General features: G+C 74.3%; 22 protein-coding genes. 8 read left to right on the top strand and 14 right to left on the bottom strand.

The window, feature by feature from the left end:
• Positions 1-55: 55 nt before the first annotated feature.
• Positions 56-1,258, top strand: coding sequence for an MFS transporter (locus ACF09E_RS01105; RefSeq protein ID WP_392203228.1), 1,203 nt, complete (start codon positions 56-58; stop codon positions 1,256-1,258).
• Positions 1,259-1,273: 15 nt separating this feature from the next.
• On the opposite strand, the gene ACF09E_RS01100 is transcribed toward ACF09E_RS01105, so the two are convergent.
• From ACF09E_RS01100 to ACF09E_RS01085, 4 genes are all read right to left on the bottom strand, one after another.
• Positions 1,274-1,855 (bottom strand): SixA phosphatase family protein, encoded by a 582-nt coding sequence (locus ACF09E_RS01100; protein ID WP_392203837.1) that lies wholly within the window; start codon positions 1,853-1,855, stop codon positions 1,274-1,276.
• Positions 1,856-2,043: 188 nt separating this feature from the next.
• Complete coding sequence (locus ACF09E_RS01095; RefSeq protein WP_392203227.1) at positions 2,044-3,009, bottom strand: LLM class F420-dependent oxidoreductase; 966 nt, start codon at positions 3,007-3,009, stop codon at positions 2,044-2,046.
• 165 nt (positions 3,010-3,174) lie between these two features.
• On the bottom strand, positions 3,175-3,789 hold the full coding sequence (locus ACF09E_RS01090; protein WP_392203226.1) for an SRPBCC family protein: 615 nt from the start codon (positions 3,787-3,789) through the stop codon (positions 3,175-3,177).
• 98 nt (positions 3,790-3,887) lie between these two features.
• On the bottom strand, positions 3,888-4,268 hold the full coding sequence (locus ACF09E_RS01085) for an STAS domain-containing protein (protein ID WP_392203225.1): 381 nt from the start codon (positions 4,266-4,268) through the stop codon (positions 3,888-3,890).
• A 563-nt stretch (positions 4,269-4,831) separates the two neighbouring features.
• On the opposite strand from ACF09E_RS01085, the gene ACF09E_RS01080 reads away from it, so the two are divergent.
• A complete protein-coding gene (locus ACF09E_RS01080; protein ID WP_392203224.1) occupies positions 4,832-5,404 on the top strand; it encodes a type 1 glutamine amidotransferase domain-containing protein in 573 nt (190 codons plus the stop codon).
• 136 nt (positions 5,405-5,540) lie between these two features.
• On the opposite strand, the gene ACF09E_RS01075 is transcribed toward ACF09E_RS01080, so the two are convergent.
• The 3 genes from ACF09E_RS01075 to ACF09E_RS01065 all read right to left on the bottom strand — a co-directional run bounded on the left by ACF09E_RS01075 (position 5,541) and on the right by ACF09E_RS01065 (position 8,596).
• The gene (locus tag ACF09E_RS01075) at positions 5,541-6,836 is read right to left on the bottom strand and encodes a cation:proton antiporter (protein ID WP_392203223.1); all 1,296 of its coding nucleotides are present in this window, start codon (positions 6,834-6,836) and stop codon (positions 5,541-5,543) included.
• A gap of 146 nt (positions 6,837-6,982) precedes the next feature.
• Positions 6,983-7,324, bottom strand: a complete 342-nt coding sequence (locus ACF09E_RS01070; RefSeq protein WP_392203222.1) for a hypothetical protein — start codon at positions 7,322-7,324, stop codon at positions 6,983-6,985.
• Positions 7,325-7,405: 81 nt separating this feature from the next.
• Positions 7,406-8,596, bottom strand: coding sequence for a zinc-dependent alcohol dehydrogenase (locus ACF09E_RS01065; protein ID WP_392203221.1), 1,191 nt, complete (start codon positions 8,594-8,596; stop codon positions 7,406-7,408).
• Positions 8,597-8,775: 179 nt separating this feature from the next.
• Here ACF09E_RS01065 and ACF09E_RS01060 point away from each other — a divergent pair, with 179 nt between their 5' ends.
• Complete coding sequence (locus ACF09E_RS01060; protein WP_392203220.1) at positions 8,776-9,402, top strand: flavodoxin family protein; 627 nt, start codon at positions 8,776-8,778, stop codon at positions 9,400-9,402.
• 140 nt (positions 9,403-9,542) lie between these two features.
• Here ACF09E_RS01060 and ACF09E_RS01055 read toward each other — a convergent pair whose 3' ends face one another.
• Together ACF09E_RS01055 and ACF09E_RS01050 are read right to left on the bottom strand one after the other, a co-directional pair.
• A complete protein-coding gene (locus ACF09E_RS01055) occupies positions 9,543-11,258 on the bottom strand; it encodes a PP2C family protein-serine/threonine phosphatase (protein WP_392203219.1) in 1,716 nt (571 codons plus the stop codon).
• A 74-nt stretch (positions 11,259-11,332) separates the two neighbouring features.
• Positions 11,333-11,656 carry a plasmid stabilization protein gene (locus ACF09E_RS01050; protein WP_392203218.1) on the bottom strand — a complete coding sequence of 108 codons (324 nt, stop codon included), beginning with the start codon at positions 11,654-11,656 and terminating at the stop codon, positions 11,333-11,335.
• Positions 11,657-11,949: 293 nt separating this feature from the next.
• Between ACF09E_RS01050 and ACF09E_RS01045 the strand changes: the two genes are divergently transcribed.
• The gene (locus ACF09E_RS01045; RefSeq protein WP_392203217.1) at positions 11,950-12,636 is read left to right on the top strand and encodes a HemK2/MTQ2 family protein methyltransferase; all 687 of its coding nucleotides are present in this window, start codon (positions 11,950-11,952) and stop codon (positions 12,634-12,636) included.
• A gap of 82 nt (positions 12,637-12,718) precedes the next feature.
• On the opposite strand, the gene ACF09E_RS01040 is transcribed toward ACF09E_RS01045, so the two are convergent.
• Entirely contained in the window at positions 12,719-12,970 is a 252-nt protein-coding gene (locus ACF09E_RS01040) for a DUF6213 family protein (RefSeq protein ID WP_392203216.1), read from the bottom strand.
• 170 nt (positions 12,971-13,140) lie between these two features.
• Positions 13,141-13,650, bottom strand: coding sequence for a GNAT family N-acetyltransferase (locus ACF09E_RS01035; RefSeq protein WP_392203215.1), 510 nt, complete (start codon positions 13,648-13,650; stop codon positions 13,141-13,143).
• Positions 13,651-13,901: 251 nt separating this feature from the next.
• Between ACF09E_RS01035 and ACF09E_RS01030 the strand changes: the two genes are divergently transcribed.
• On the top strand, positions 13,902-14,150 hold the full coding sequence (locus ACF09E_RS01030) for a CDGSH iron-sulfur domain-containing protein (protein WP_392203214.1): 249 nt from the start codon (positions 13,902-13,904) through the stop codon (positions 14,148-14,150).
• On the top strand, positions 14,150-15,181 hold the full coding sequence (locus ACF09E_RS01025) for an iron-containing redox enzyme family protein (protein ID WP_392203213.1): 1,032 nt from the start codon (positions 14,150-14,152) through the stop codon (positions 15,179-15,181). The genes ACF09E_RS01030 and ACF09E_RS01025 overlap by 1 nt, the downstream gene beginning before the upstream one ends.
• A 224-nt stretch (positions 15,182-15,405) precedes the next feature.
• Here the strand turns inward: ACF09E_RS01025 and ACF09E_RS01020 are convergent, their stop codons facing one another.
• Positions 15,406-15,924, bottom strand: a complete 519-nt coding sequence (locus ACF09E_RS01020; RefSeq protein ID WP_392203212.1) for a DUF5709 domain-containing protein — start codon at positions 15,922-15,924, stop codon at positions 15,406-15,408.
• 95 nt (positions 15,925-16,019) lie between these two features.
• A complete protein-coding gene (locus tag ACF09E_RS01015; RefSeq protein WP_392203211.1) occupies positions 16,020-16,976 on the bottom strand; it encodes a TIGR03557 family F420-dependent LLM class oxidoreductase in 957 nt (318 codons plus the stop codon).
• Between the two features lie 240 nt (positions 16,977-17,216).
• Between ACF09E_RS01015 and ACF09E_RS01010 the strand changes: the two genes are divergently transcribed.
• On the top strand, positions 17,217-17,999 hold the full coding sequence (locus ACF09E_RS01010) for a VOC family protein (RefSeq protein ID WP_392203836.1): 783 nt from the start codon (positions 17,217-17,219) through the stop codon (positions 17,997-17,999).
• 79 nt (positions 18,000-18,078) lie between these two features.
• Complete coding sequence (locus tag ACF09E_RS01005) at positions 18,079-18,252, top strand: hypothetical protein (RefSeq protein ID WP_392203210.1); 174 nt, start codon at positions 18,079-18,081, stop codon at positions 18,250-18,252.
• Here ACF09E_RS01005 and ACF09E_RS01000 read toward each other — a convergent pair.
• Positions 18,242-19,198: a LysR substrate-binding domain-containing protein gene (locus tag ACF09E_RS01000; RefSeq protein ID WP_392203209.1), complete on the bottom strand. Its 957-nt coding sequence runs from the start codon at positions 19,196-19,198 to the stop codon at positions 18,242-18,244. The genes ACF09E_RS01005 and ACF09E_RS01000 overlap by 11 nt on opposite strands.
• Between the last annotated feature and the right edge of the window lie 151 nt (positions 19,199-19,349).

Raw genomic sequence — 19,349 nt, 5'->3', positions numbered from 1 at the left:
GGGTGAATGTAACGCATCTTGATGAGTTTTCAGTTACCTGCGTAACGTCACGCTCATGATGAAGCGTTACTCGCTGCCCGGCTATCTGGCCGGCGCGGTCGCGGCCCGCGCCGGCGACGAGATGTCCGGACCCGCCCTGATGCTGACGGGGTTCGCCCTGACCGGCTCGTCCGGCGACGCGGCGTCGCTCCTGGCGGCGATCACCGTCTCCGCCGCGGTGGGCGGCCCCCTGCTCGGGGCGCTCCTCGACCGGGCGGGACGGCCGGGACGTCTGCTGGCCGCGGCCCTGCTCCTGTACGCGCTGGGGCTGGGGGCGACCCTCCTCGGACTCGGCCGGCTGCCCTTCCCGCTCACCCTGCTGATCGCGGTCCTGACGGGCCTGTGGGGGCCGGCCCTCTCGGGTGGGTGGACGGCCCAACTGCCCGGTGTCGTCCCCGGGGACCGCCTGCCCCGGGTGAACGCCCTCGACGCCATGACGTTCAGCGCGGCGAGCCTGGCCGGCCCGGCACTCGCCGGCGTCGTCGCGGAGGCGGCGGGCGCGCCGACGGCCGTCGTGGCTTCCGGCGCCCTCGTCGCCACGGCCCTGCCCGCGGCGTGGTTCCTCCCGTCCCGTCCCGCCGGGCCGCGGGACGTCCGGCGGGCCTCGGTGCGCGAGGACCTCGCCGCCGGACTGCGGGTCATCGTGGACCGGCGCCCGCTGCTCGGGGCCACCCTCGCCTCGGTCGTCACCTGCGTCGCCCAGGGCATGCTGGCGGCCTGCCTCCCGCTGCTGGGCGAGCGGGTCCTGGGCGGCGCCGGCCGCGGCGCGCTGCTGCTGTCCTGCGCGGCCGTCTCGGCCATGGCGGCGACCGCGGTCCTCGCCCGCTTCCCGCGCGTGACCGCCCCCGACGTGATCGTCCGGGTCGGCGCCCTGGTGCAGGCGGCCGCGCTGCTCCTGGCGGCCTCGGGCCGACCGGTCCCGCTCGTGGCGGCCGCCCTCCTGCTCGGGATCGGCGAGGGCCCGCAGCTGGCCGCGCTGTTCACGGTCCGTCACCGCGAGTCCCCGGAACACCTGCGCGGCCAGATCTTCACCACGGGCGCCAGCCTGAAGATCACCGGCTTCGCCGTGGGCGCGGCGCTGGCCGGCCCGGCCGTGACCCGGTCCCTGACCGGCACCCTCGTCCTTGCGGCGGGGGTGGCCGTCGCGGCGGCGCTGGTCCACCTCCTGCTCCTGGCGTCCACCGCGAGGCGATCCGTGGACCGCGTGGCATCGGGCTGAGCGCCCGGTCTCCGCTCAGGACGCCCGGCGTGCCCCGCGGGGAACCGCCAGGTCCGCCAGGCGGGCGTCGCCCGCGCCGAGACCGGTCCACGTCCCGTGCCAGGTGAGCACGGCGATCGCGGAGGTGGGGAACTTGGTACGGACCCGCTCCAGGAGGCCGGCAGGCCCGGGCGGGGCCGCGTCCACCCCCGCGGCCCGGGCGGTGCCGTCCGCAGCGGCTGTCACTTCCCCGTCGGCCGCCTTCTCCGTCCCGGCGGCGAGCAGCGGCACCAGTTCCTCGAGGCCCGGATTGTGTCCGACCAGGAGCAGGGTGCCGACCTCGTCGGGCACGCCGTGGAGGACGTCGAGAAGTTCCGCGGCGTCCGCTCCGTACACCCGCGGGTCGAGACGGGTCGGCACCGGACCGTCCAGTGCGGCGGCGGCCAGTTCCCAGGTCCCGCGGGCGCGCCGGGCGGGGGAGCACAGGACGAGGTCGGGCCGCCCGGCGCTTTCCGCGAGGAACCGGCCCGCGGCCGGGGCGTCGCGCAGTCCGCGCGGGCCGAGGGGCCGGTCCCGGTCGGCGACGCCCTCCGGCCAGGCGCTCTTGGCGTGGCGCATGACGAGGAGCCGGCGCGGACGATCCCGGACGGCGCCGGGCTGCTCGGGAGTCTCGATGGAGGACGACACGTCGGGAGCGTACGGGCCCGGCGGCCGTCGTGCTACGACCGGGGGAGTGCGGGCTACGGGCGGCCGACGGGGCGCGGTGCCACGATCGGGGGAGTGCGGGCTACGAACGGCCGACGCCGTCACAGCTCGCGGAGGGCCGGCAGCAGCTCCGTCTCCGCCCAGCGGAGGAAGGGCAGTTGCTGCGCACCGCCGATCTGCACCAGGGCGAGGTCGGTGAAGCCGGCCTCGGCGTAGGCGCGGGCCGCCTCGACGACCGCCTCCACGTCGTCGCCGCACGGGATGCTCTTCGCCACGTCCTCCTCCCGGGTGTGCGCGGAGGCCTGCTCGAAGCCACCGGGCAGGGGGAGCTCGGCATTGAGCCGCCACCCGCCGAGCGCCCACCGGAACTGCTCGTGGGCGCGGGCGATCGCCGCGTCGCGGTCGGGGTCGTAGCAGACGGGCATCTGGCCGATGCGGGGCTTGCCCGCGCCCCCCTGGGCGGAGAAGTCGTCCAGCAGCGACGACTTCGGCTCGGTGGCGATCAGCAGGTCCGCGTGGCGCCCGGCGAGCGCGGAGGAACGGGGACCCGAGACGGCGATGCCGATGGGCGGAGGTGTCGCCGGGACGTCCCAGAGCCGGGCGTCGTCGACCTGGAAGTGGCGACCGTGCCGGGTGACCTGGTCGCCCGAGAACAGGTCTCGGATGATGCCGACGGCCTCGTCCAGCATGTCCAGCCTGACCCGGGCCGAGGGCCACCCCCTGCCGACGATGTGCTCGTTGAGGTTCTCGCCCGAGCCGAGACCGAGCCGGAACCGGCCCTCGGACAACAGCTGGAGCGTCGCCGCCTTCTGCGCGACGACCGCCGGGTGGTACCGGAAGGTCGGACAGGTCACGTACGTCATCAGCGGGATGCGGGAGGTGGCCTGCGCCGCGGCCCCGAGGACGCTCCAGGCGTAGGGGGCGTGTCCCTGCGAATCCAGCCAGGGGAAGGAGTGGTCGGAGATCACGGAGAAGTCGAAGCCGACGCGTTCCGCCGCCACCACGTGGTCGACCAGTTCACGCGGGCCCGCCTGCTCGGTCATCATCGTGTACCCGATCTGCATCATGCTGGGCTGCTTGCCGCGATCGCGGATTCGAAACGGGCATATCGGCTCTTCGGGGTGATTCCTGTCCAGTGCCGGGTGCTCCGGTGTACGCAGACGGCCGCCCGCCCCCGAACGGTACGGGGGCGGGCGGCGGACGTCGTAGGCGAGGCGCCGGAGCCGGCCGACTCAGACCGGGCCGGGACCGCGGTGGTCGCCGGGCGTGGGCCAGGCCCCCGGCGCATCCGGGGACGTGCTCGTCGGACCGGGCGCGCCCATCGGGCCGGGAGCCTCGCGCACCGGCGCGTCGGACGGCGTCGCCGTGCCGGTGTGGCCTCCGCCGATGTCCGAGGGGCTGACGCGGCCGCGCCAGCCGCCGGTCTCGTGGCCCTGCTCCTCGATGAAGCCCTTGAAGCGCTTCAGGTCCTCCTTGACCCGCAGATCGAGGATGCCGAGTGCGTCGCCCGCCTTCTCGGCGAGTCCGTGCGGCTCCACGTCCATGGCGAGGCTCACCCGGGTGTGGCTCTCGTCGAGCCACTGAAAGGTGACCACGCCCTTCTGCTGCACGTCGCCGCCGACCGTGCGCCACGAGATGCGCTCGTCGGGCAGCTGGTCGACGATCTCCGTGTCGAACTCACGCCGGACGCCCGCGATCTTCGTCTGCCAGTGGCAGTGCCGATCGTCGATCTGGGTGACGTCCTCCACGCCCTCCATGAAGCTCGGGAACTCCTCGAACTGCGTCCACTGGTTGTACGCGTTGCGCACCGGGACGTCCACGTCGATCGTCTGCTTCACCATGCTCATGGCGGTGTCTCTCCTGCCCGAGTCGGGAACAATACGGTGTCTTTCCGCGCGTACCCGACGATGTCGGCTGCAATCCCTGCGATGCGCGACTCGCGCTCTCAGGGGAGCGGCCGGCGGTCCGGGACGAAGGAGAACAGGCGGAGGGTGCCCGTGCGCAGGAACAGGTGGTGGAGGTGACGGGGGACGGGCCCGAGCAGGAGGAGGTTCCGGTGGGAGAAATGGGCGGTGAGCAGTTCGTGGAGGAAGGCCGAGTCGCCGAAGGTGACGCCGGCCAGGTCGAGGACCGTATGGGGAGCCCGGTCGAGCCGGGCTTCGCTGAGGGCCTCGTGCAGACAGGCCACGGTGCTGACGCCGAACGAGCCGACCAGGGTCAGGACGACCGTCCCGCGGCCGGACGCGGCCTCCCGCACCACGAGGGCCTCGCCGTCGACCCGCGGCTCCGGCGGGAGCGCCGTCACCGCCGGCGGAGGGAGGGTCATGGGGGAGGGGGGTCGGTTCTGGGTCACGGTGCTCGCATCCGGCGCAGGAGTCGGTCGATCCGGAGGGGCCGGGAGCGTGCGGCGCCCGGCCTGGGACGGTGACCCCCGGGCGGCCACCGTCTACGCGCGCGTGGTGAGCGCTTCTCCCGGGCGCCTGCCCCCTCCTCGTCGGCGCAACCGTCACCGGAGCGGTTCTCCGGTCCAGGCCGACTGCTTCCGTACGCACCCGCCGGAACGACCGGGGAGGGGAGGGGCGCCTCCGACGCGGCGGATCACCTGACCGCTCTCGTGCGCCTGTCGGACCTGTCCGACCTGTCCGATGTGCCCTATGGGCTCGCCGGTGCGTGGGGCGGCGAGGAGCGGGCAGCAGGGGAGAGAGGCAGGCGGTCCGGCTGGAGTCACCCGGTATCCCGCCCTCCGTGGAGCGTCGCCGTGTCCGCCCCGGCCCCGCGCACCGTGGCCCCCAGGCCCTCGGGAGAGGGCACGAGCCCGCCCCGGGACGGCGGCCGATCGGGAACCGCCCGGACGCCCCGGACGAAGCCGCACACCAGCAGGGAGAGAACATGTCACTCGAAGGCAAGAACGTACTGATCCTCACGACGAACTTCGGCACGGAGCAGGACGAACTGGTCCGGCCGGCCGCCGGCCTCCGCAAGGCCGGAGCCGCCGTCACCGTCGCCGCCCAGAAGGACGAACCGGTCCAGACCGTCGTCTCGGACCGCGACCCGGGTGCCGTCGTCCCGCCGGACACGACACTCGCGAAGGCGTCCGAAGAGGACTACGCCGCGGTCGTCGTGCCCGGCGGCACCGTGAACGCCGACCAGTTGCGGACCGACGCGGACGCGCGCCGCCTCCTCGCCGCCTTCGCCGAGGCCGGCAAGCCCGTCGCGGCGATCTGCCACGGGCCGTGGCTCCTCGTGGACAGCGGCCTCGCCCGGGGACGCGACCTCACCTCGTACGCCTCGCTCCGGCCGGATCTGGAGAACGCGGGCGCCACCTGGACGGACCGGGAGGTCGTCGTGGACACCTCCGGAGGGCACACCCTCATCACCTCCCGCGATCCGGGAGACCTCGACGCCTTCACCACGGCGATCGCCGACGCCCTTCGTGCGGGCGGTGGCGGGGCTCGGAACTGACCCGGACCGCACCGGGACGGAGCCGGATCCGGAGACGGATCCGGCTCCGCGTCGCGTCGAGAGGGCCGGCGCCGGTCGGCGGCCGGTCTTCACAGGTGCCTCCGAGGGGAGGACCGCGCGTCGGAGGCACCCGCCGTCAGGGGGGGGCGTCGCGCGGGCGGACGGTGCGCAGCCGGTCGAGGTGGCCGATGGCCGGTGTCGCGCCGATGCCGTGGAGGAGGACGGACAGGGACACCGTGACGGCGGTGAGCGCCCACAGGTCACGTGCCTGCCCCTCGAACCCGTGGTGGCCGAGCGCGTACGCGAGGTAGAAGAGGGAGCCGATGCCCCGCAGTCCGAAGACCGCCGTGACGACCCGCTCCCTCGGTCCCGTCACGAAGCCGAGCTGGGCGAGCCATCCCGTGAGGGGACGGACGACCACGATGAGCGCCACGGCGAGCAGGACCATCTGCCAGGTCAGGGCCGCGAGTCCGGTCGCCACCAGGTAGTGGCCGAGGAGGAAGAGCAGCCCGGCGGTCAGGAGGCGCTCGATCTGCTCGGTGAACCCGTGCAGCACCTTGTGGTAGCCGTGGCCGCGCTCCGCGGCCCGTACCGCGCAGGCGGTGACGAAGACGGCGACGAAGCCGTACCCCCGGGCGAGTTCGGCCAGACCGTAGGCGAGGAACGTCGCCGCGAGGGCGACGAACCCCTCCATGTGCTCGGACAGCCTGAGGGACGGTGCTCCCGCACGGAAGAACATCCGGCCGAGCAGCCGGCCGAGCACCAGACCGACCGCCACACCGATCGCCGCCTTCGCGACGAGGTCGACGCCGAACCACCGCGCCCAGTCCACCTCCGCCCACGTGCTTCCGGCGGCGCCGAGCGCGAGCGCCGCGAGGACGAAGGGGAACGCGAGCCCGTCGTTGAGCCCCGCCTCGGCCGTCAGCGTGAAGCGGACCTCGTCCTCGTCGTCCTCCTCGTCCGTCGGCTCACCCACGCGCACCTCCGCCGCCAGCACCGGGTCGGTCGGCGCGAGCAGGGCGCCGACCAGCAGCGCGCTCGCCCAGGGCCAGTCGAGGAGCAGCCAGGCCAGCGCCGCCGTCGCACCGACCGTGAGGGGCAGCGTGATCCCGATCAGTCTTCCCGGACCGGCCCAGGAGCGGAAACCGAAGGGCCGGTTCAGCGCGAGGCCGGCCCCCATGAGGGAGACGATCACGCAGAGCTCGGTGAGGTGCTCCACCCAGACACGGTTCGCCGACGGGTCGAGGTCCGGCACGGGGAGCGGCAGCAGACCGGAGAGCGCACCGGCCGCCAGGAACACGATGGGCATCGACAGGGGCCTGCGGCGCACGAGCCGGGGCAGGACGGCGGCGGCGAGCGCTCCGAGCCCCAGGAGCGCGTAGAGGACTCCGGTGGTCCCGGCTCCCGCCGCGAGGGTGTGGGTGGTGGACAAGCTGCGCCTTTCGTCACGGACACCGGCCCGTAAAGGCGGGATCCGGCGTCGGATCCCGCCCGTACCGGTCCGGCGGGATCCGCGCCGGGGGATCCGGTGCGCGGTCGTCCTGCCGTACCGCGCCCGAGCGGTCGCGGAGGGGGGAATCAGTCGGTCGGCTCGCCGGGGGCGGGGTGTTCGGGATGGACCGTGCCCCGCCGGGTGCGGCCCGCGGGTCCGGTACCCGCCTCGTCCGTGTCCGGCAGTTCGCCGTCCGGCCCACCCGCGTCCCCGGTCTCCCCGGGCTCCGCGCGTCTCCCGGCCTTCTCGGCCTTCTCCGCCTTCTCGGCGGGCTTCGCCTCTCGTCTGCCGCCGGCGCCCTTCGCGGGCTCCCGGGCCTCCACGGGCACGGTGATGGCCAGCGGATCCTCCCCGGCCTCGGCCTGCTGGTCCTCGCGGTCGCGCGGTATCGGTCCCTTCGACCGTTCCGCGGTCCGGGCTTCACGCATCGTGTTCACCTTTCGCCTCGTCGGTGGACGCGGCCCCCGCCGACCGCGTCGTGCGCGGATCCCCGACGGCCCGTCCGTGGGTCAACGGCCCGGTGTCAGTACCACCTTGACCATGCCGTCCTGCCTCGCCTGGAACCTCTCGTACGCCTGGGGGGCCTCGTCCAGCGGAAGGACGTGGGTGGCGAAGTCGTCGACCCCCAGCGGATCGCCGTCGTCGAGCAGCGGGAGGATGTCGTCCACCCAGTGCCGGACGTTGGCCTGCCCCATCCGGAGCTGGACCTGCTTGTCGAAGAGCGTGCGCAGGGGTACGGGGTCGACGGCGCCGCCGTAGACGCCGACCAGGCTGATGGTGCCGCCGCGCCGCACGGCGTCCACCGCCGTGTCGAACGCCGCCATGCTGTCCACGCCCGCCCTCACCATCAACCGCTTGCCCAGGGCGTCCGGGAGCATGCCGGTGGCCCGCTGGGCCGCCTTGGTGAAGGGGGCGCCGTGGGCCTCCATGCCGACGGCGTCGATGACGGCGTCCGTGCCACGGCCGTCGGTGAGGTCCCGTACGCGGTCGCCGAGCCCGTCGCCCAGCTCGCCGAGGTCCAGCGTGCGCACACCGTGCTTCCGGGCACGCGCGAGCCTCTCGGGCACGAGATCGACCCCGATGACCTCCGCGGCGCCCCGGTGGAGGGCCACCCGCGCCGCCATGTCGCCGATGGGGCCGAGCCCGAGCACCGTGACGCTCCCGCCGGGCGGGACGGCGGCGTATTCGACGGCCTGCCAGGCGGTCGGCAGCACGTCGGAGAGGTACAGATAGCGCTGGTCGGGGGCGTCGTCGGGCACCTTGACCGGCAGGGTGTCGCCGAAGGGCACCCGGAGGAACTCCGCCTGTCCGCCCGGAACCTGGCCGTACAACTTGGTGTAGCCGAAGAGGGAGGCCCCCATCCCGTACTCCGTCACCTGCGTGGTCTCGCACTGCGACTGCAGCCCCTGGCCGCACATCCAGCACGTGCCGCAGGAGATGTTGAAGGGGACCACGACCCGGTCGCCCGGCGTGAGCGTGCGGACGTCGGGACCGACCTCCTCCACGATGCCCATGGCCTCGTGCCCGAGGATGTCGCCGCTGTCGAGGAAGGGACCGAAGAGTTCGTACAGGTGGAGGTCCGAGCCGCAGATGCCGGTCGAGGTGACCCGTACGATCACGTCCGTCGGATCGGCCATCACCGGATCGGGGACGGTGTCCACCCGCACGTCGCGGTGCCCGTGCCAGGTCAACGCCTTCATGGTCCTCTCCTCACGCTCGACGGCTCCCCGAGGTTCGACAGACCCGATACGTCGCGCCTGCCCGACCCGGAGGGACATATGCCACGCCACCGCGTGCGGGTGACCGTGACGACGGCTCCGGCCCACGCTCCACGGGGACGCGGGCGATAGGAACACGAGAGGCGGGTAGCCGCTGCCCCATGAACACCACCGAGACCACACCGCTGCGTGCCGTCGCTCTCGTCTGCACGCTGTCCCCCTCCCCGGCCCGCTCCAGCTCGCAGCTGCTGGCCGAACAGACCATGGAGGCTTTGAGCGAGCACGGGGTGACCGGCACGGTGATCCGCGTCGCCGACCACGACGTGCGTACGGGAGTGGCGACCGACCTGGGGGAGGGCGACGCCTGGCCCGAGATCCGGAGCAGGATCCTCGACTCCGACATCCTGGTCCTGTCGACCCCCATCTGGCTCGGCCACCCCGCGAGCGTCACCCAGCGCGTGATGGAGCGGCTGAACGCGGAGATGGGCGAGACCGACGACCAGGGGCGGATGCTCACGTACGGCAAGGCCGCCGCCGTCTGCGTCGTCGGCAACGAGGACGGGGCGCACAAGGTGAGCGCCGACCTGTTCCAGGGGCTCAACGACGTCGGCTTCTCCCTCGCCCCGAACGCCGTCACCTACTGGGTGGGCGAGGCCATGCACAAGACGGACTACCAGGATCTCGACGAGACCCCGAAGGCCACGGCGGACGCCACCGCGGCCCTGGCGGCCAACACCGCCCACCTGGCCCGCCGCCTCAAGTCCGCCCCCTACCCGCCCGCCTCCTGACCGGAGGCCGGGACACCGCCGCCGTTCCCACGGGCCTCGGCGGCCCCGCCCGTGATGACGGACCCGCTCCCGGCCGCCGAGGCGCGCCCCGGGTGCGGGGCCGACCCACCCCGTCGCCCCGACCCCGTCACCCCACCCCCTCAGTCCACCCTGATGGCCAGGACGCACGCGTCGTCCTCGTGGCCCGCGAACTCGGGGTCGGCCAGCAACGAGTCGATCAGCCCCTGCGGATCCCGTGGGGCCGCGGCCACCGCCCGGCCCAACCGCTCGATCCCCTCCGTCACGTCCTCGCCCCGGCGCTCCACCATGCCGTCCGTGTAGAGCACCAGCAGATCCCCCGGGCGCAGCCGAGTCGACGCGGTCTCGTACGCGTACCCGGGCAGGGCGCCCAGGAGAGGGCCGCGCCGGTCGGTCGTCAGGGGCTCGACGCCTTCTCCGCGGAGCAGCAGGGGCGCCGGGTGCCCGGCGTCGGCCCAGTGCAGGACCTTCTCCTCGTCGAGATGGCCGACGACGACCGTCGCGGTCTGCCCGGCCGGATCACTGCACACCAGCTCGTTCAGCCAGGTCGTGATCTCGCCCGCGGACGCCCCCGTCTGCGCGAGCCCCGCCATCGCGTGCCGCTGCTGCGCCATCCGGGCCACGGCGTCCAGACCGTGGCCCGACGCGTCGCCGATGGCGACGAGGACCCGCCCGTCCGGCAGCAGCCGGCACTTGTACCAGTCGCCGCCCACCGCGGCGTCGGGCTCGGCCGGCCGGTAGGAGGCCGCGACCGTCAGCCCGACGGCGGCCAGGGCCTCGGAGTGGGTGGGCAGGAGCGCCTCGCGCAGCGCGTCCGCGACCCTCCGCTCGGCCTCCGACTGCCGCCGCAGCCGGTCGGACTCCCGTTCCGTCTCCGCGAGCCGCCGTCTGCTGCGGATCTGCGGTGTCAGGTCGCGGGCCACCAGGTTGACCGCCCACGCCCTGCCGTCCGTCCCGGTGACGGGCCGCCCCAGCAGGTCGAGCGTGCGGAGCTCGCCGAGCACCAGGAACCGGATCCGGGTCCAGGCGGGCTCCTCGCCCGCCAGGACCGAGCTCAGGAACTCCGCGAGCGCCGTGAGGTCGTCGGGCAGCAGCGCGTCGCACAACTGCTCCAGCGTCCACGGCATGCGCACGTCGGCGTGGAAGATGCGGCTGAGCCCCTCCGACCACGTGATCTTCCCGGACAGCAGGTCCCAGTGCCCCCACCCCATCGACGCCAGGAACTGCGCGTCGATGGTGAGCAGCTCCGCCTGGGTCTGCACGGGCTGCCACGTCGCCAGCACCTGTACTCCGCAGCGAGCCGCCGAGTACAGCAGCGGCGCCCGGTGGATCCGGCCGAGCCGCTGCTCCGTGTAGTCCACGACCAGCCCGTCGAGCGGTTTGCCGGTGTCCACGACGTCCGCGAGTGCCGCCAGGAGCCCCGAGGACGCCGCGCCGGGACGCGCCTCCAGGAACCGCTGTCCGACCTGGTGGTCCGGCGCCTCCAGCCAGTCCGCCGACCGGACGCGGTTGCCGGCCACGATGCGGAAGTCCAGCACGGCCCCCGTGTCGTCCTGGATCGGCTCGAGAAGCAGGGCCGACGCCGGAATGGCGGCCAGGACCGAGCAGAATCCGCTGCCGCCCGGCTCGTGCACCCCGCACAGGCACGGGGCCGCCCCACCTGTCTCCGGCGAGGCCGGAAGCACGGAGAGGGACTGCACCGGCGAGGCGAGCTCGTTCCCCGCCGACGTGCCGAGCGGGCGCTCAGCGTGCCGGCGCACCGCCGCGCGCAGAGCGGTGATCTCTCGGCCGATCATGTCCTTGAGCGCGTCGACGCTGTCGGGCAGGGGGAAGGTCATCGCTCGCCTCCGCGAACTTCACGACACGCCCACGGGACCGGCGCCCGCCGGGCGCCGTCCAGGGCTGTGACAGCTCAGTGGCCCAGTGACTGCTTGAGCTCGGACTTGTTCATCGAGGAACGCCCGTGGATGCCGCGGCGCTTCGCCTCCTCGTACAGCTGGTCGTACGTGGGGCCCTTCGCACCGCCCGACGAGCGCTGCCCACCACGCTTCGACGACGACATGTCCCGGGTGGAGGTCCTGCTCGCGGTCTTCGACTCGCCGGAACGCGCCCGCTCCTTGTTGACCGTGCGCGCGGCGATCTCCTCGGCACGCTTCGGGCTCTCCCCGCGGTCCTCCGCGCTCTCCTTGATGTGCTCGTACTGCCGTTCTCGCTTGGGGCTCGATCCGCGAGGCATGACGACTCCTTCCGATCTCCGCGACGTGGCACCCGACGGGCACCGCCGGCTTCCGCCCTGCCGCTGCCCCCAGGAGGGGACGCCAATCACCCGACCCTGACATCGCGACCGCCGGGGGGCGAGGCGAGTGGGCATTCGGCGGTCAGGATCGCCCGCCGCCGTGGTCGGCCCCCAGGAACCCGGAACCCGGGATCTCCGCGTCCCCGAATGAGCCGGTCAGCACGGGGCAGCCGCAGCCTTAGCCCGCCGAGCGGCCCGCCGACGGCCGCCCCGCCCGATCCCGGAGGTACGCGATGTCCACCACGGTCCGGACCCCGGAGGCGCTCCCCGGCGGCCTGGTCGCCCTGCCGAGCGTCTACCGGCCGCAGGCGGACACCCGACTGCTCGCCGGGGCGCTCGCCCGCGAGGAGGTCGGTCCGCGCACGGACGTCCTGGAGATCGGCACCGGGACCGGCGCGCTGGCGCTGAACGCGGCGCGCACGGGCGCCGCCGTCACCGCGGTCGACGTCTCCTGGCCGGCCGTCGCCACCGCCCGGCTGAACGCCCTGGTCCACGGACTGCCCCTGCGGGTCCTGCACGGCGACTTCGCGACACGCACCCGGGGAAGGCTCTACGACCTGGTGGTCACGAACCCCCCGTACGTCCCGGCGCCCGCGGCGCGGGTGCCCGCCCGGGGCGCCGAGAGGGCCTGGGACGCGGGTCCCGACGGACGCCTGGTGATCGACCGGATCTGCGGGGCCGCCCCCGCTCTGCTGCGCCCCGGGGGAGTGCTCCTGATGGTCCACTCGGAGATGTGCGGGGCGGAGACGACCGTGGACCGGCTGACGGACACGGGTCTCGCCGCCGAGGTCACGGCACGAGCCTCCGTCCCCTGGGGGCCCGTGCTGCGCTCCCGACGGGCCTGGCTGGAGCGCCGGGGCCTGGCGGACGCGGCCGAGGAACGGGAGGAGCTGGTGGTCGTCCGGGCCTGCCGGCGCTGAGGACACCGCGCCCGCCGCGTGTCCGCGGACGTGCCGGGGCCGGACCCACCGTGGTGGGTCCGGCCCCGGCACGGCTCGTCGTTCAGCCCTCTTCGGGATCGTCCTCATCGTCCCGGGCGGGCAGGAACGCGATGCACTCGACGTCGATCTGATCCGCCAGGTCGCTGAGGGAGCGGGCCAGGGTCAGGGCGGTCCGTGGGTCGAGGTCCGTCTCGCCCCGCTCCGCCGCGCCCAGCCACCCGGCCGCGACGCCTCGCAGCAGGGCGGTGACCCGCTCGGCCGGGACGAGCAGACGGTCGTCGGATGCGGAGACCAGGGGGATGAGTGCGTTCATGGAGAACCGCCCAGGGGGTGAATGCGGACAGGCGTCGGTCGAGGTGCGACTACCCGGGCTGCGGCCAGGTAGACGTGTGCCCGTCCTTGCGGCGTCCGGCCGGTCGCTGACCACGGCGGGCCGGACGCCGTGCCGGCAGCCCCTTGCCCTCCCGGCCGTCCGCGGCCGGTTCAGGTCAGGTCTGCGGCGAGGAGGTCCATGAGCAGGCCGTCGTGCCAGGTGCCGTCCGCGCCGCGTTCGTACTGCCGCATGATCCCGACGGGACGGAAGCCGACCTTGGTGTAGCAGCGGATGGCCGGGGCGTTGTCGGCGGCGGGGTCGATGACGATCCGGTGGAAGCCGAGGTCGTGGACGAGGTGCCGGGCGAGGGTCCGGACGGCGTCGGAGCCCAGGCCCCGGCCGTGGACGGCGGGGTCCAGGAAGAGGTCGATGCCGGCGTGCCGGTAGTCGGGCTCCTCCTCCGCGTACCACTGGATCATGCCGACGATCCGGTCCTCGTGGTGGATCGTCAGGCAGGTGGTGTCGGGGTCCGACAGGTCCTCCGCGACCTCGGCCTCCAGGTCGGGGTCCCCGCGCCAGCGCGCCCGCACCTCGGGCGTGGCGCGGATCGCGGCGAGGCCGGGGACGTCGTGGGGCCGGGAGGGCCGGAGTTCGAGGGCGTCGCCACGCAGCACGGTCATGTCCCGGAGCCTACGGTCGAAGGGCAGGGGGCGGCGGGTGATTTATCCGCGCCACCCTGCCGGCTTCACGGGCGGTCACAGCCCGGTGTCACCGGTCACCGCGGCGGCACACCTGTCGGGTGAACCCCCGGGATCACCGTGCCGGGGCATGAGGTGCCCCGAGCGGGGCAGCCGCAGCCTGAAGCCCGCGTCCGGGGCTCTTGCTCACGGCCGGGCGCGAGCACCGCTCCCACCCGCGGAGGAGGTACGCCGTGCCGACACCGGACACACCGCCGGAACCCGACCGGACGCCCGCGCGCCGGGTGTCCGTGGATCCGCAGGGCCCGGTCCTCGTGGAGGGCCCGGTGGAGATCGTCCTGGACGACGGGACCGTCGCCCGGTCCGACCGCTTCACCGTCGCCGTCTGCACGTGCCGTCGGAGCCGTACGTACCCCTGGTGCGACACCAGCCACCGCCGCCGCGAGCGGACCGCCCCGCCGACCGACGACAGGAACTCCTGATGCCCCTTCCGGTACGTGCCCCGGCCGCGACCGCCAGGACGGCGGCGTCCCCCCGCCTCCCGGCGGGCCGAGGAGAGCTGTCCGACGCCGTGGTGGAGGCCCTGCGCACGGCCGGCCCGCCGCGCAGCGACCCCGCGGCCGCGGCGCGCGCCGACCCCTGGGGCGAGGACCTCCAGCTCGCCCTCTACCTCCTCTACGAGCTGCACTACCGGGGCTTCGACGACGTGGACGACGCCCGCGAGTGGGACCCCGACCTGCTGCGGCTGCGCCGGGCGATGGAGGACCGCTTCCTCGACGCCCTGCGCGGCGCACTGACCGACGGGCCGCGGACCGTCGAGGACGCCTTCGCGCCCCTCCTGGTGGAGCCCGTGGACCTCTCCGGCAGCCTCAGCCACCGCCTCGCGACCGACGGGGAGCTCTGGCACCTGCGCGAGTACGCGGCCCTGCGGTCCCTCTACCACCTCAAGGAGGCCGACCCGCACGTCTGGGTCGTCCCGCGGCTCACCGGAGAGGCCAAGGCCTCCATGGTGGCCGTCGAGTACGACGAGTTCGGCGCCGGCCGCGCCGAACGCGTCCACGCCCGGCTCTTCGCCGACCTCATGGACGACCTCGGCCTGGACCACTCCTACGGCCGCTACCTGGAGCACGCCCCCGCACCGCTCCTGGCGACGGTGAACCTGATGTCGCTCCTCGGCCTCCACCGCGCCCGGCGCGGCGCCCTCGTCGGCCACTTCGCCTGCGTCGAGATCACGTCGTCCCCGGGATCGCGGCGCCTGGCCAAGGCCATGCGGCGGTGCGGGGCGGGAGCGGCCGCCGAGCACTTCTACGCCGAGCACGTCGAGGCCGACGCCGTCCACGAGCAGGTCGTGCGCCACGGCGTCGTCGGCGGACTCCTGGCCGACGAGCCCGGCCTGGAGCCCGACATCGCGTTCGGCTGCGCCGCGACCGTCCTGCTGGAGGACCGGCTCGCCGACCACCTCCGCGGCGCGTGGGACCGCGGGCAGAGCGCGCTGCGGCGCCCGCTGGACTAGATCTCCCGTCCGGGACGGCTCACGGCCCCGCCGCGGGTCGCAGACGGCCGGCAGAAGCGCGCGGGACGCGACGGGGCCGCGCAGGGGCCTGGGCGGGTCCTGCGCGGCCCCGGCCTCGCCCGGTCCCGCCCGGCTTCGCCCGGCCCCGCCCGGCCCCGTCAGGTCCCGCCCGGCCTCGCCCGGTCCCGCCCGGCCCCGTCAGGTCCGTGGCGCCGCCGCCCCGCTCACAGCCCCTCCTCGGCCTCGTCCAGCGCCGTGTCGACGTGCATCGCGGCCTCCTCGGCCGGCGCGGTGCCGTCGTCCAGGCCCACGTCCCGGGCGACGGCCCGGTCCAGGGAACCCGAGGGCGTGTCGACCGCCGTGAGCCGACCGGCGCGGGTGGCCCCCGCCTGCTCGTCGACGGGCTCGCCCTCGCCCCCGGGAAGGTCCCCGATCCCGTCGCCCTCCGGAAGCGTTCCGTCCGCGAGGTCCGGAACCTCCTGCGCGAGACGCTCGTCGAGCGACTCCCCCTCCCGCTGCTCCCGCTGGGTGGTGCCGTACCGGGTGGCGCCCCGGGGGCGCTCGGGCGGGGAGTAGCCGGGGACCGCCATGTCGTCGATCGGGTCCGTCATGAGCGCGTTGTCGGGATCGAGATCGCCGGACGGGTCGGCCCCTTCGAAGGGCTGGTAGACGTCGTCGCCGCGGGCCTCGGACGCGGACGACTCGTCGCCGCCCGTGGGGGAGGGGGACTCGTTGCGGGCCATGACCGTTCCTTTCGCTGTGGCGTCACCGATGCCGGGCGAGGCCTGCTCCCAGTCTCGCGCGGCTCGGCGGGGGCTGCCGAACACCGCCCGGCCGGTCAGCCGCCCAGGGCGGGCAGCACCTTCTCGCGGTAGGCGGTGAAGAACTCCTCCTGCCCCTGCCCGATCTGGCCGACGTACACCTCGTCGAATCCGGCGTCCACGTACGCGCGGACGGCCGCGACGTGCTCCTCCACGTCCGGGCCGCACGGTACGGAGCCGGCCACCTGCTCCCGGGTCACGAGCGCACTGGCCTGTTCGAAGTGGGCGGGCGTCGGGAGGATCTGGTTCAGTTCGCCGGGCAGCTGCTCGGTCGGCCACATGCGGTGGGCCGTCTCGACGGCCACCTCGCGGTCCTGGTCCCAGCAGACCTTGAGGCCGCCGACGACGTGTTTGCCCTCTCCTCCCGCCTCGCGGAAGGAGGCCAGGGCCTCCTCGTCCGGGCCCATGGTGACGAAGCCGTCCCCGATGCGCCCGGCGAGCGCGGCCGCCTTGGGGCCGAAGCCGGAGACGAGGATCGCGGGCGGTGCCGCGGGGACGGTGTAGAGGCGGGCGTTGTCGACCGTGTAGTGCCGGCCCCGCCGGCTGACGTCGCGGCCGGTGAACAGCTCGCGCATCACCTCTACGGCCTCCTCCAGCATCTCGGCGCGCTCGTCGAAGGCGGGCCACCGGTCGCCGAGCACGTGCTCGTTGAGGGCCTCGCCGGTGCCCACGCCCAGCGTGAAACGGCCGTCCAGCAGGACACTGGACGTCGCCGCGGCCTGGGCGGTCACCGCCGGGTGCAACCGCACGGTCGGGCAGGTCACGAGCGTGGTGACGGGCAGGTCCACCGTCTGGGACAGGGCGCCGATCACCGACCACACGAAGGGGCTGCTGCCCTGCGTACTGGTCCACGGGTGGAAGTGGTCGGAGACGGCCAGGCGGGTGAACCCCGCGTCCGCGGCCAGGCGTGCCTGGCGCAGCAACTGGTCCGGGGTGAACTCCTCGCAGGACAGGAAGTAGCCGAAGGACGTCATGCCGCGCTTCCCTTCATCTCGGTCCCCCCGGATGTCTCGGTCCCCCCAGGCCCGGCTACCCGGGCGCGCCGTCCCGAAGCTCCGGAAGCCCCCGAAGCCCGTCCGCGCCCCGCACGCGCGGCCCGACGACCGCCCCGGGTTTACGGTGGAAGGGTCCCGTCCCGCCTGTGCGAACCGAGGGTGACGGCCGTGTCGACGTCGAGCCACGAGATCGCGGGCGCCCCGTGCTGGGTCAGTCTGATGACCCGGGACCTGGAGGCCGCCAAGCGCTTCTACGCGGGAGTCCTCGGCTGGCGGTTCCGGGCCAGCGGCCTGGGAGACGGCTTCGCGGTCGCGCTCCGGGAGGGCACCCCCGTCGCGGGGATCGGCGCCCTCGCCGAACCCCTGGACGTGCCGGTGGCCTGGACGCCGTACTTCGCCGTCGAGGACGCCGACGTCACCGCGGGCCGGATCCGCGAACGCGGGGCGACGATGGCCGTGGGACCCCTCACCTTCGGCACCGGTCGGGCGGGACTGGCCGCCGATCCCGCCGGAGCGGTCTTCGGCTTCTGGGAGGGGGCCGTGGTCCCCGACTGGTCCGTGGGGAGGGGCAGCGCCCCCGCCTGGCTGGACCTCCACACGCGCGACGCCCTCGCGTCCTCGGTCTTCTACGGGCAGGTCCTCGGCTGGGCGGGGGAGGGACCGGGCCGGTGCGTGGCGTCCCACGAGCACGACCACGTCGTCCTCCGCCACGGTTCCGACGACGTCGCCCACATCAGCGGCAGTGCGGCCGAGGGGGCGTCCGACGCCGCGATCAGGCCCCGCTGGCGGGTCCACTTCCCCGTACCGGAGCTGGACGCGACGATCACCTCCGCCGTCGGGCGGGGAGGCTCCGTCGCCTCCCCGGTGGGCACCTCCGCGGCGAGCCGGTGGGTCGAACTGGCCGACCCCGACGGCGCCCGCTTCACGGTGGTCGCGCCGCACTCCCTCTCCGGGGGGACGGCGCGGACGGGCGAGGGACGGGCGGGGCCCGCCATCCCCTGACGGGCCGGAGCCCGGCCGTCGACTACGCCGCGCGTACCCGGGCAGACGGTACATCCCAGCGTCGTGAGGAGGCATCGCCATGAGTGCCAAGGAGAAGGCCAAGGCCAAGGCCGAGCAGGTCATGGGCAAGGCCATGCGGAAGACCGGCCACATCCGCGGCAAGAAGACCACGGAGATCAAGGGGGCCGCCCTCGGGCTGCGGGGCAAGGCCCGGGAGCGCAAGGAGAAGGCGAAGGACTACTTCACGAGGTGACCGCCTCCTCGTCCGCGGCCGACAGCGTCTCCCGCAGCAGGGCCGCCTCCTGCTCCAGGTGGTGCAGCAGAGCCCGGAGGGCGGGGGTGCGGGTGCGGTGGGCCGCCTCCGTCGTGCCCACTGTGCGCCCCACCGAGGGGAGTTCGACGGGCAGGGCGGCCAACCGCTCGTCGGCGCGCAGGACGAGCTCCGGCAGCAGCGCGACCATGTCCGTCTGCAGCAGCAGGGCCCGCATGGTGAGGATGGACGTGCACTCGACCCGGTCGGCGGGCAGCGCCAGCCCCCGGTCGGCGAACAGGGCCCCGAGCTCCTGGCGCAGCGCGGTCTGCTCGACCGGAAGGATCCACGGGAAGTCGAGGCAGTCCGTCAGCGTGACGCCGCCGGTCTCCACAAGAGGGTGGCCGGACCGGACCGCGAGCCGGATGCGCTCCCGGTAGAGCCGCCGCTGGCGCAGCCCGTCCCCCTCCTTGGGCGCCGGTCCCACCCGGCCGACGATGACGTCCAGTTCCCCCGCCAGCAGGGCCGGAGTGAGGACGTCCGGCGTGCCCTCCCGTACGACCACCGTGACCCGGGGCCGCTCCCGCTTGAGCTGCGCCACCGCCCGGGGGAGCAGCACGTTGGTGCCGGCGAGGAGCGCGCCCACGGTCACGGTCCCCTCCCGGCCCTGACGCAGACCGGTGAGGTGCTCGCCGGCCCGCCGCATCTCGGCGATGACGGCGCGGGCGTGCTCGGCCAGCGCCTCCCCGTAGAGCGTCGCCCGCATGCCGCGCGGCATGCGGACGAAGAGCGGCAGGTCGGCGATGCCCTCCAGCTCGCGCAGGGTGCGGGTGGCGGCGGGCTGGGTGAGATGGAGCGTCTCGGCCGCACGGCCCACGCTCCCGTGGTCGAGGATCGCGACGAGCAGGGTGAGATGCCGGAACTTCAGCCGGCCGTCCAGCAGGTCCATCGCCGGGGCTCCTCTCCGGGGGGGCGGTCGGACGCGCACGACGTTCGCATACCCGAATCGGTATGGGAAGAACGCCGTTTGGCATTGGTTGGGTATGGCTCGGTGGGTGCACGATACCGGCACACGCCGGGGCGACAGATCCGCAACCCCG

The sequence above is a fragment of the Streptomyces sp. NPDC014891 genome (genome assembly GCF_043081085.1).
Lineage (GTDB): Bacteria > Actinomycetota > Actinomycetes > Streptomycetales > Streptomycetaceae > Streptomyces.
This window is presented reverse-complemented; position numbering and strand designations above follow the sequence as displayed.

Coding starts and splice junctions, on each gene's coding strand:
- ACF09E_RS01050 (WP_392203218.1), bottom strand. CDS start 11,656: ATGCCTCGCGGATCGAGCCCCAAGCGAGAACGGCAGTACGAGCACATC.
- ACF09E_RS01005 (WP_392203210.1), top strand. CDS start 18,079: ATGAGTGCCAAGGAGAAGGCCAAGGCCAAGGCCGAGCAGGTCATGGGC.
- ACF09E_RS01040 (WP_392203216.1), bottom strand. CDS start 12,970: ATGAACGCACTCATCCCCCTGGTCTCCGCATCCGACGACCGTCTGCTC.
- ACF09E_RS01105 (WP_392203228.1), top strand. CDS start 56: ATGATGAAGCGTTACTCGCTGCCCGGCTATCTGGCCGGCGCGGTCGCG.
- ACF09E_RS01025 (WP_392203213.1), top strand. CDS start 14,150: ATGCCCCTTCCGGTACGTGCCCCGGCCGCGACCGCCAGGACGGCGGCG.
- ACF09E_RS01095 (WP_392203227.1), bottom strand. CDS start 3,009: ATGATGCAGATCGGGTACACGATGATGACCGAGCAGGCGGGCCCGCGT.
- ACF09E_RS01020 (WP_392203212.1), bottom strand. CDS start 15,924: ATGGCCCGCAACGAGTCCCCCTCCCCCACGGGCGGCGACGAGTCGTCC.
- ACF09E_RS01000 (WP_392203209.1), bottom strand. CDS start 19,198: ATGGACCTGCTGGACGGCCGGCTGAAGTTCCGGCATCTCACCCTGCTC.
- ACF09E_RS01015 (WP_392203211.1), bottom strand. CDS start 16,976: ATGACGTCCTTCGGCTACTTCCTGTCCTGCGAGGAGTTCACCCCGGAC.
- ACF09E_RS01070 (WP_392203222.1), bottom strand. CDS start 7,324: ATGCGTGAAGCCCGGACCGCGGAACGGTCGAAGGGACCGATACCGCGC.
- ACF09E_RS01085 (WP_392203225.1), bottom strand. CDS start 4,268: ATGACCCTCCCTCCGCCGGCGGTGACGGCGCTCCCGCCGGAGCCGCGG.
- ACF09E_RS01100 (WP_392203837.1), bottom strand. CDS start 1,855: ATGCGCCACGCCAAGAGCGCCTGGCCGGAGGGCGTCGCCGACCGGGAC.
- ACF09E_RS01010 (WP_392203836.1), top strand. CDS start 17,217: ATGACCCGGGACCTGGAGGCCGCCAAGCGCTTCTACGCGGGAGTCCTC.
- ACF09E_RS01080 (WP_392203224.1), top strand. CDS start 4,832: ATGTCACTCGAAGGCAAGAACGTACTGATCCTCACGACGAACTTCGGC.
- ACF09E_RS01045 (WP_392203217.1), top strand. CDS start 11,950: ATGTCCACCACGGTCCGGACCCCGGAGGCGCTCCCCGGCGGCCTGGTC.
- ACF09E_RS01065 (WP_392203221.1), bottom strand. CDS start 8,596: ATGAAGGCGTTGACCTGGCACGGGCACCGCGACGTGCGGGTGGACACC.
- ACF09E_RS01090 (WP_392203226.1), bottom strand. CDS start 3,789: ATGAGCATGGTGAAGCAGACGATCGACGTGGACGTCCCGGTGCGCAAC.
- ACF09E_RS01035 (WP_392203215.1), bottom strand. CDS start 13,650: ATGACCGTGCTGCGTGGCGACGCCCTCGAACTCCGGCCCTCCCGGCCC.
- ACF09E_RS01055 (WP_392203219.1), bottom strand. CDS start 11,258: ATGACCTTCCCCCTGCCCGACAGCGTCGACGCGCTCAAGGACATGATC.
- ACF09E_RS01060 (WP_392203220.1), top strand. CDS start 8,776: ATGAACACCACCGAGACCACACCGCTGCGTGCCGTCGCTCTCGTCTGC.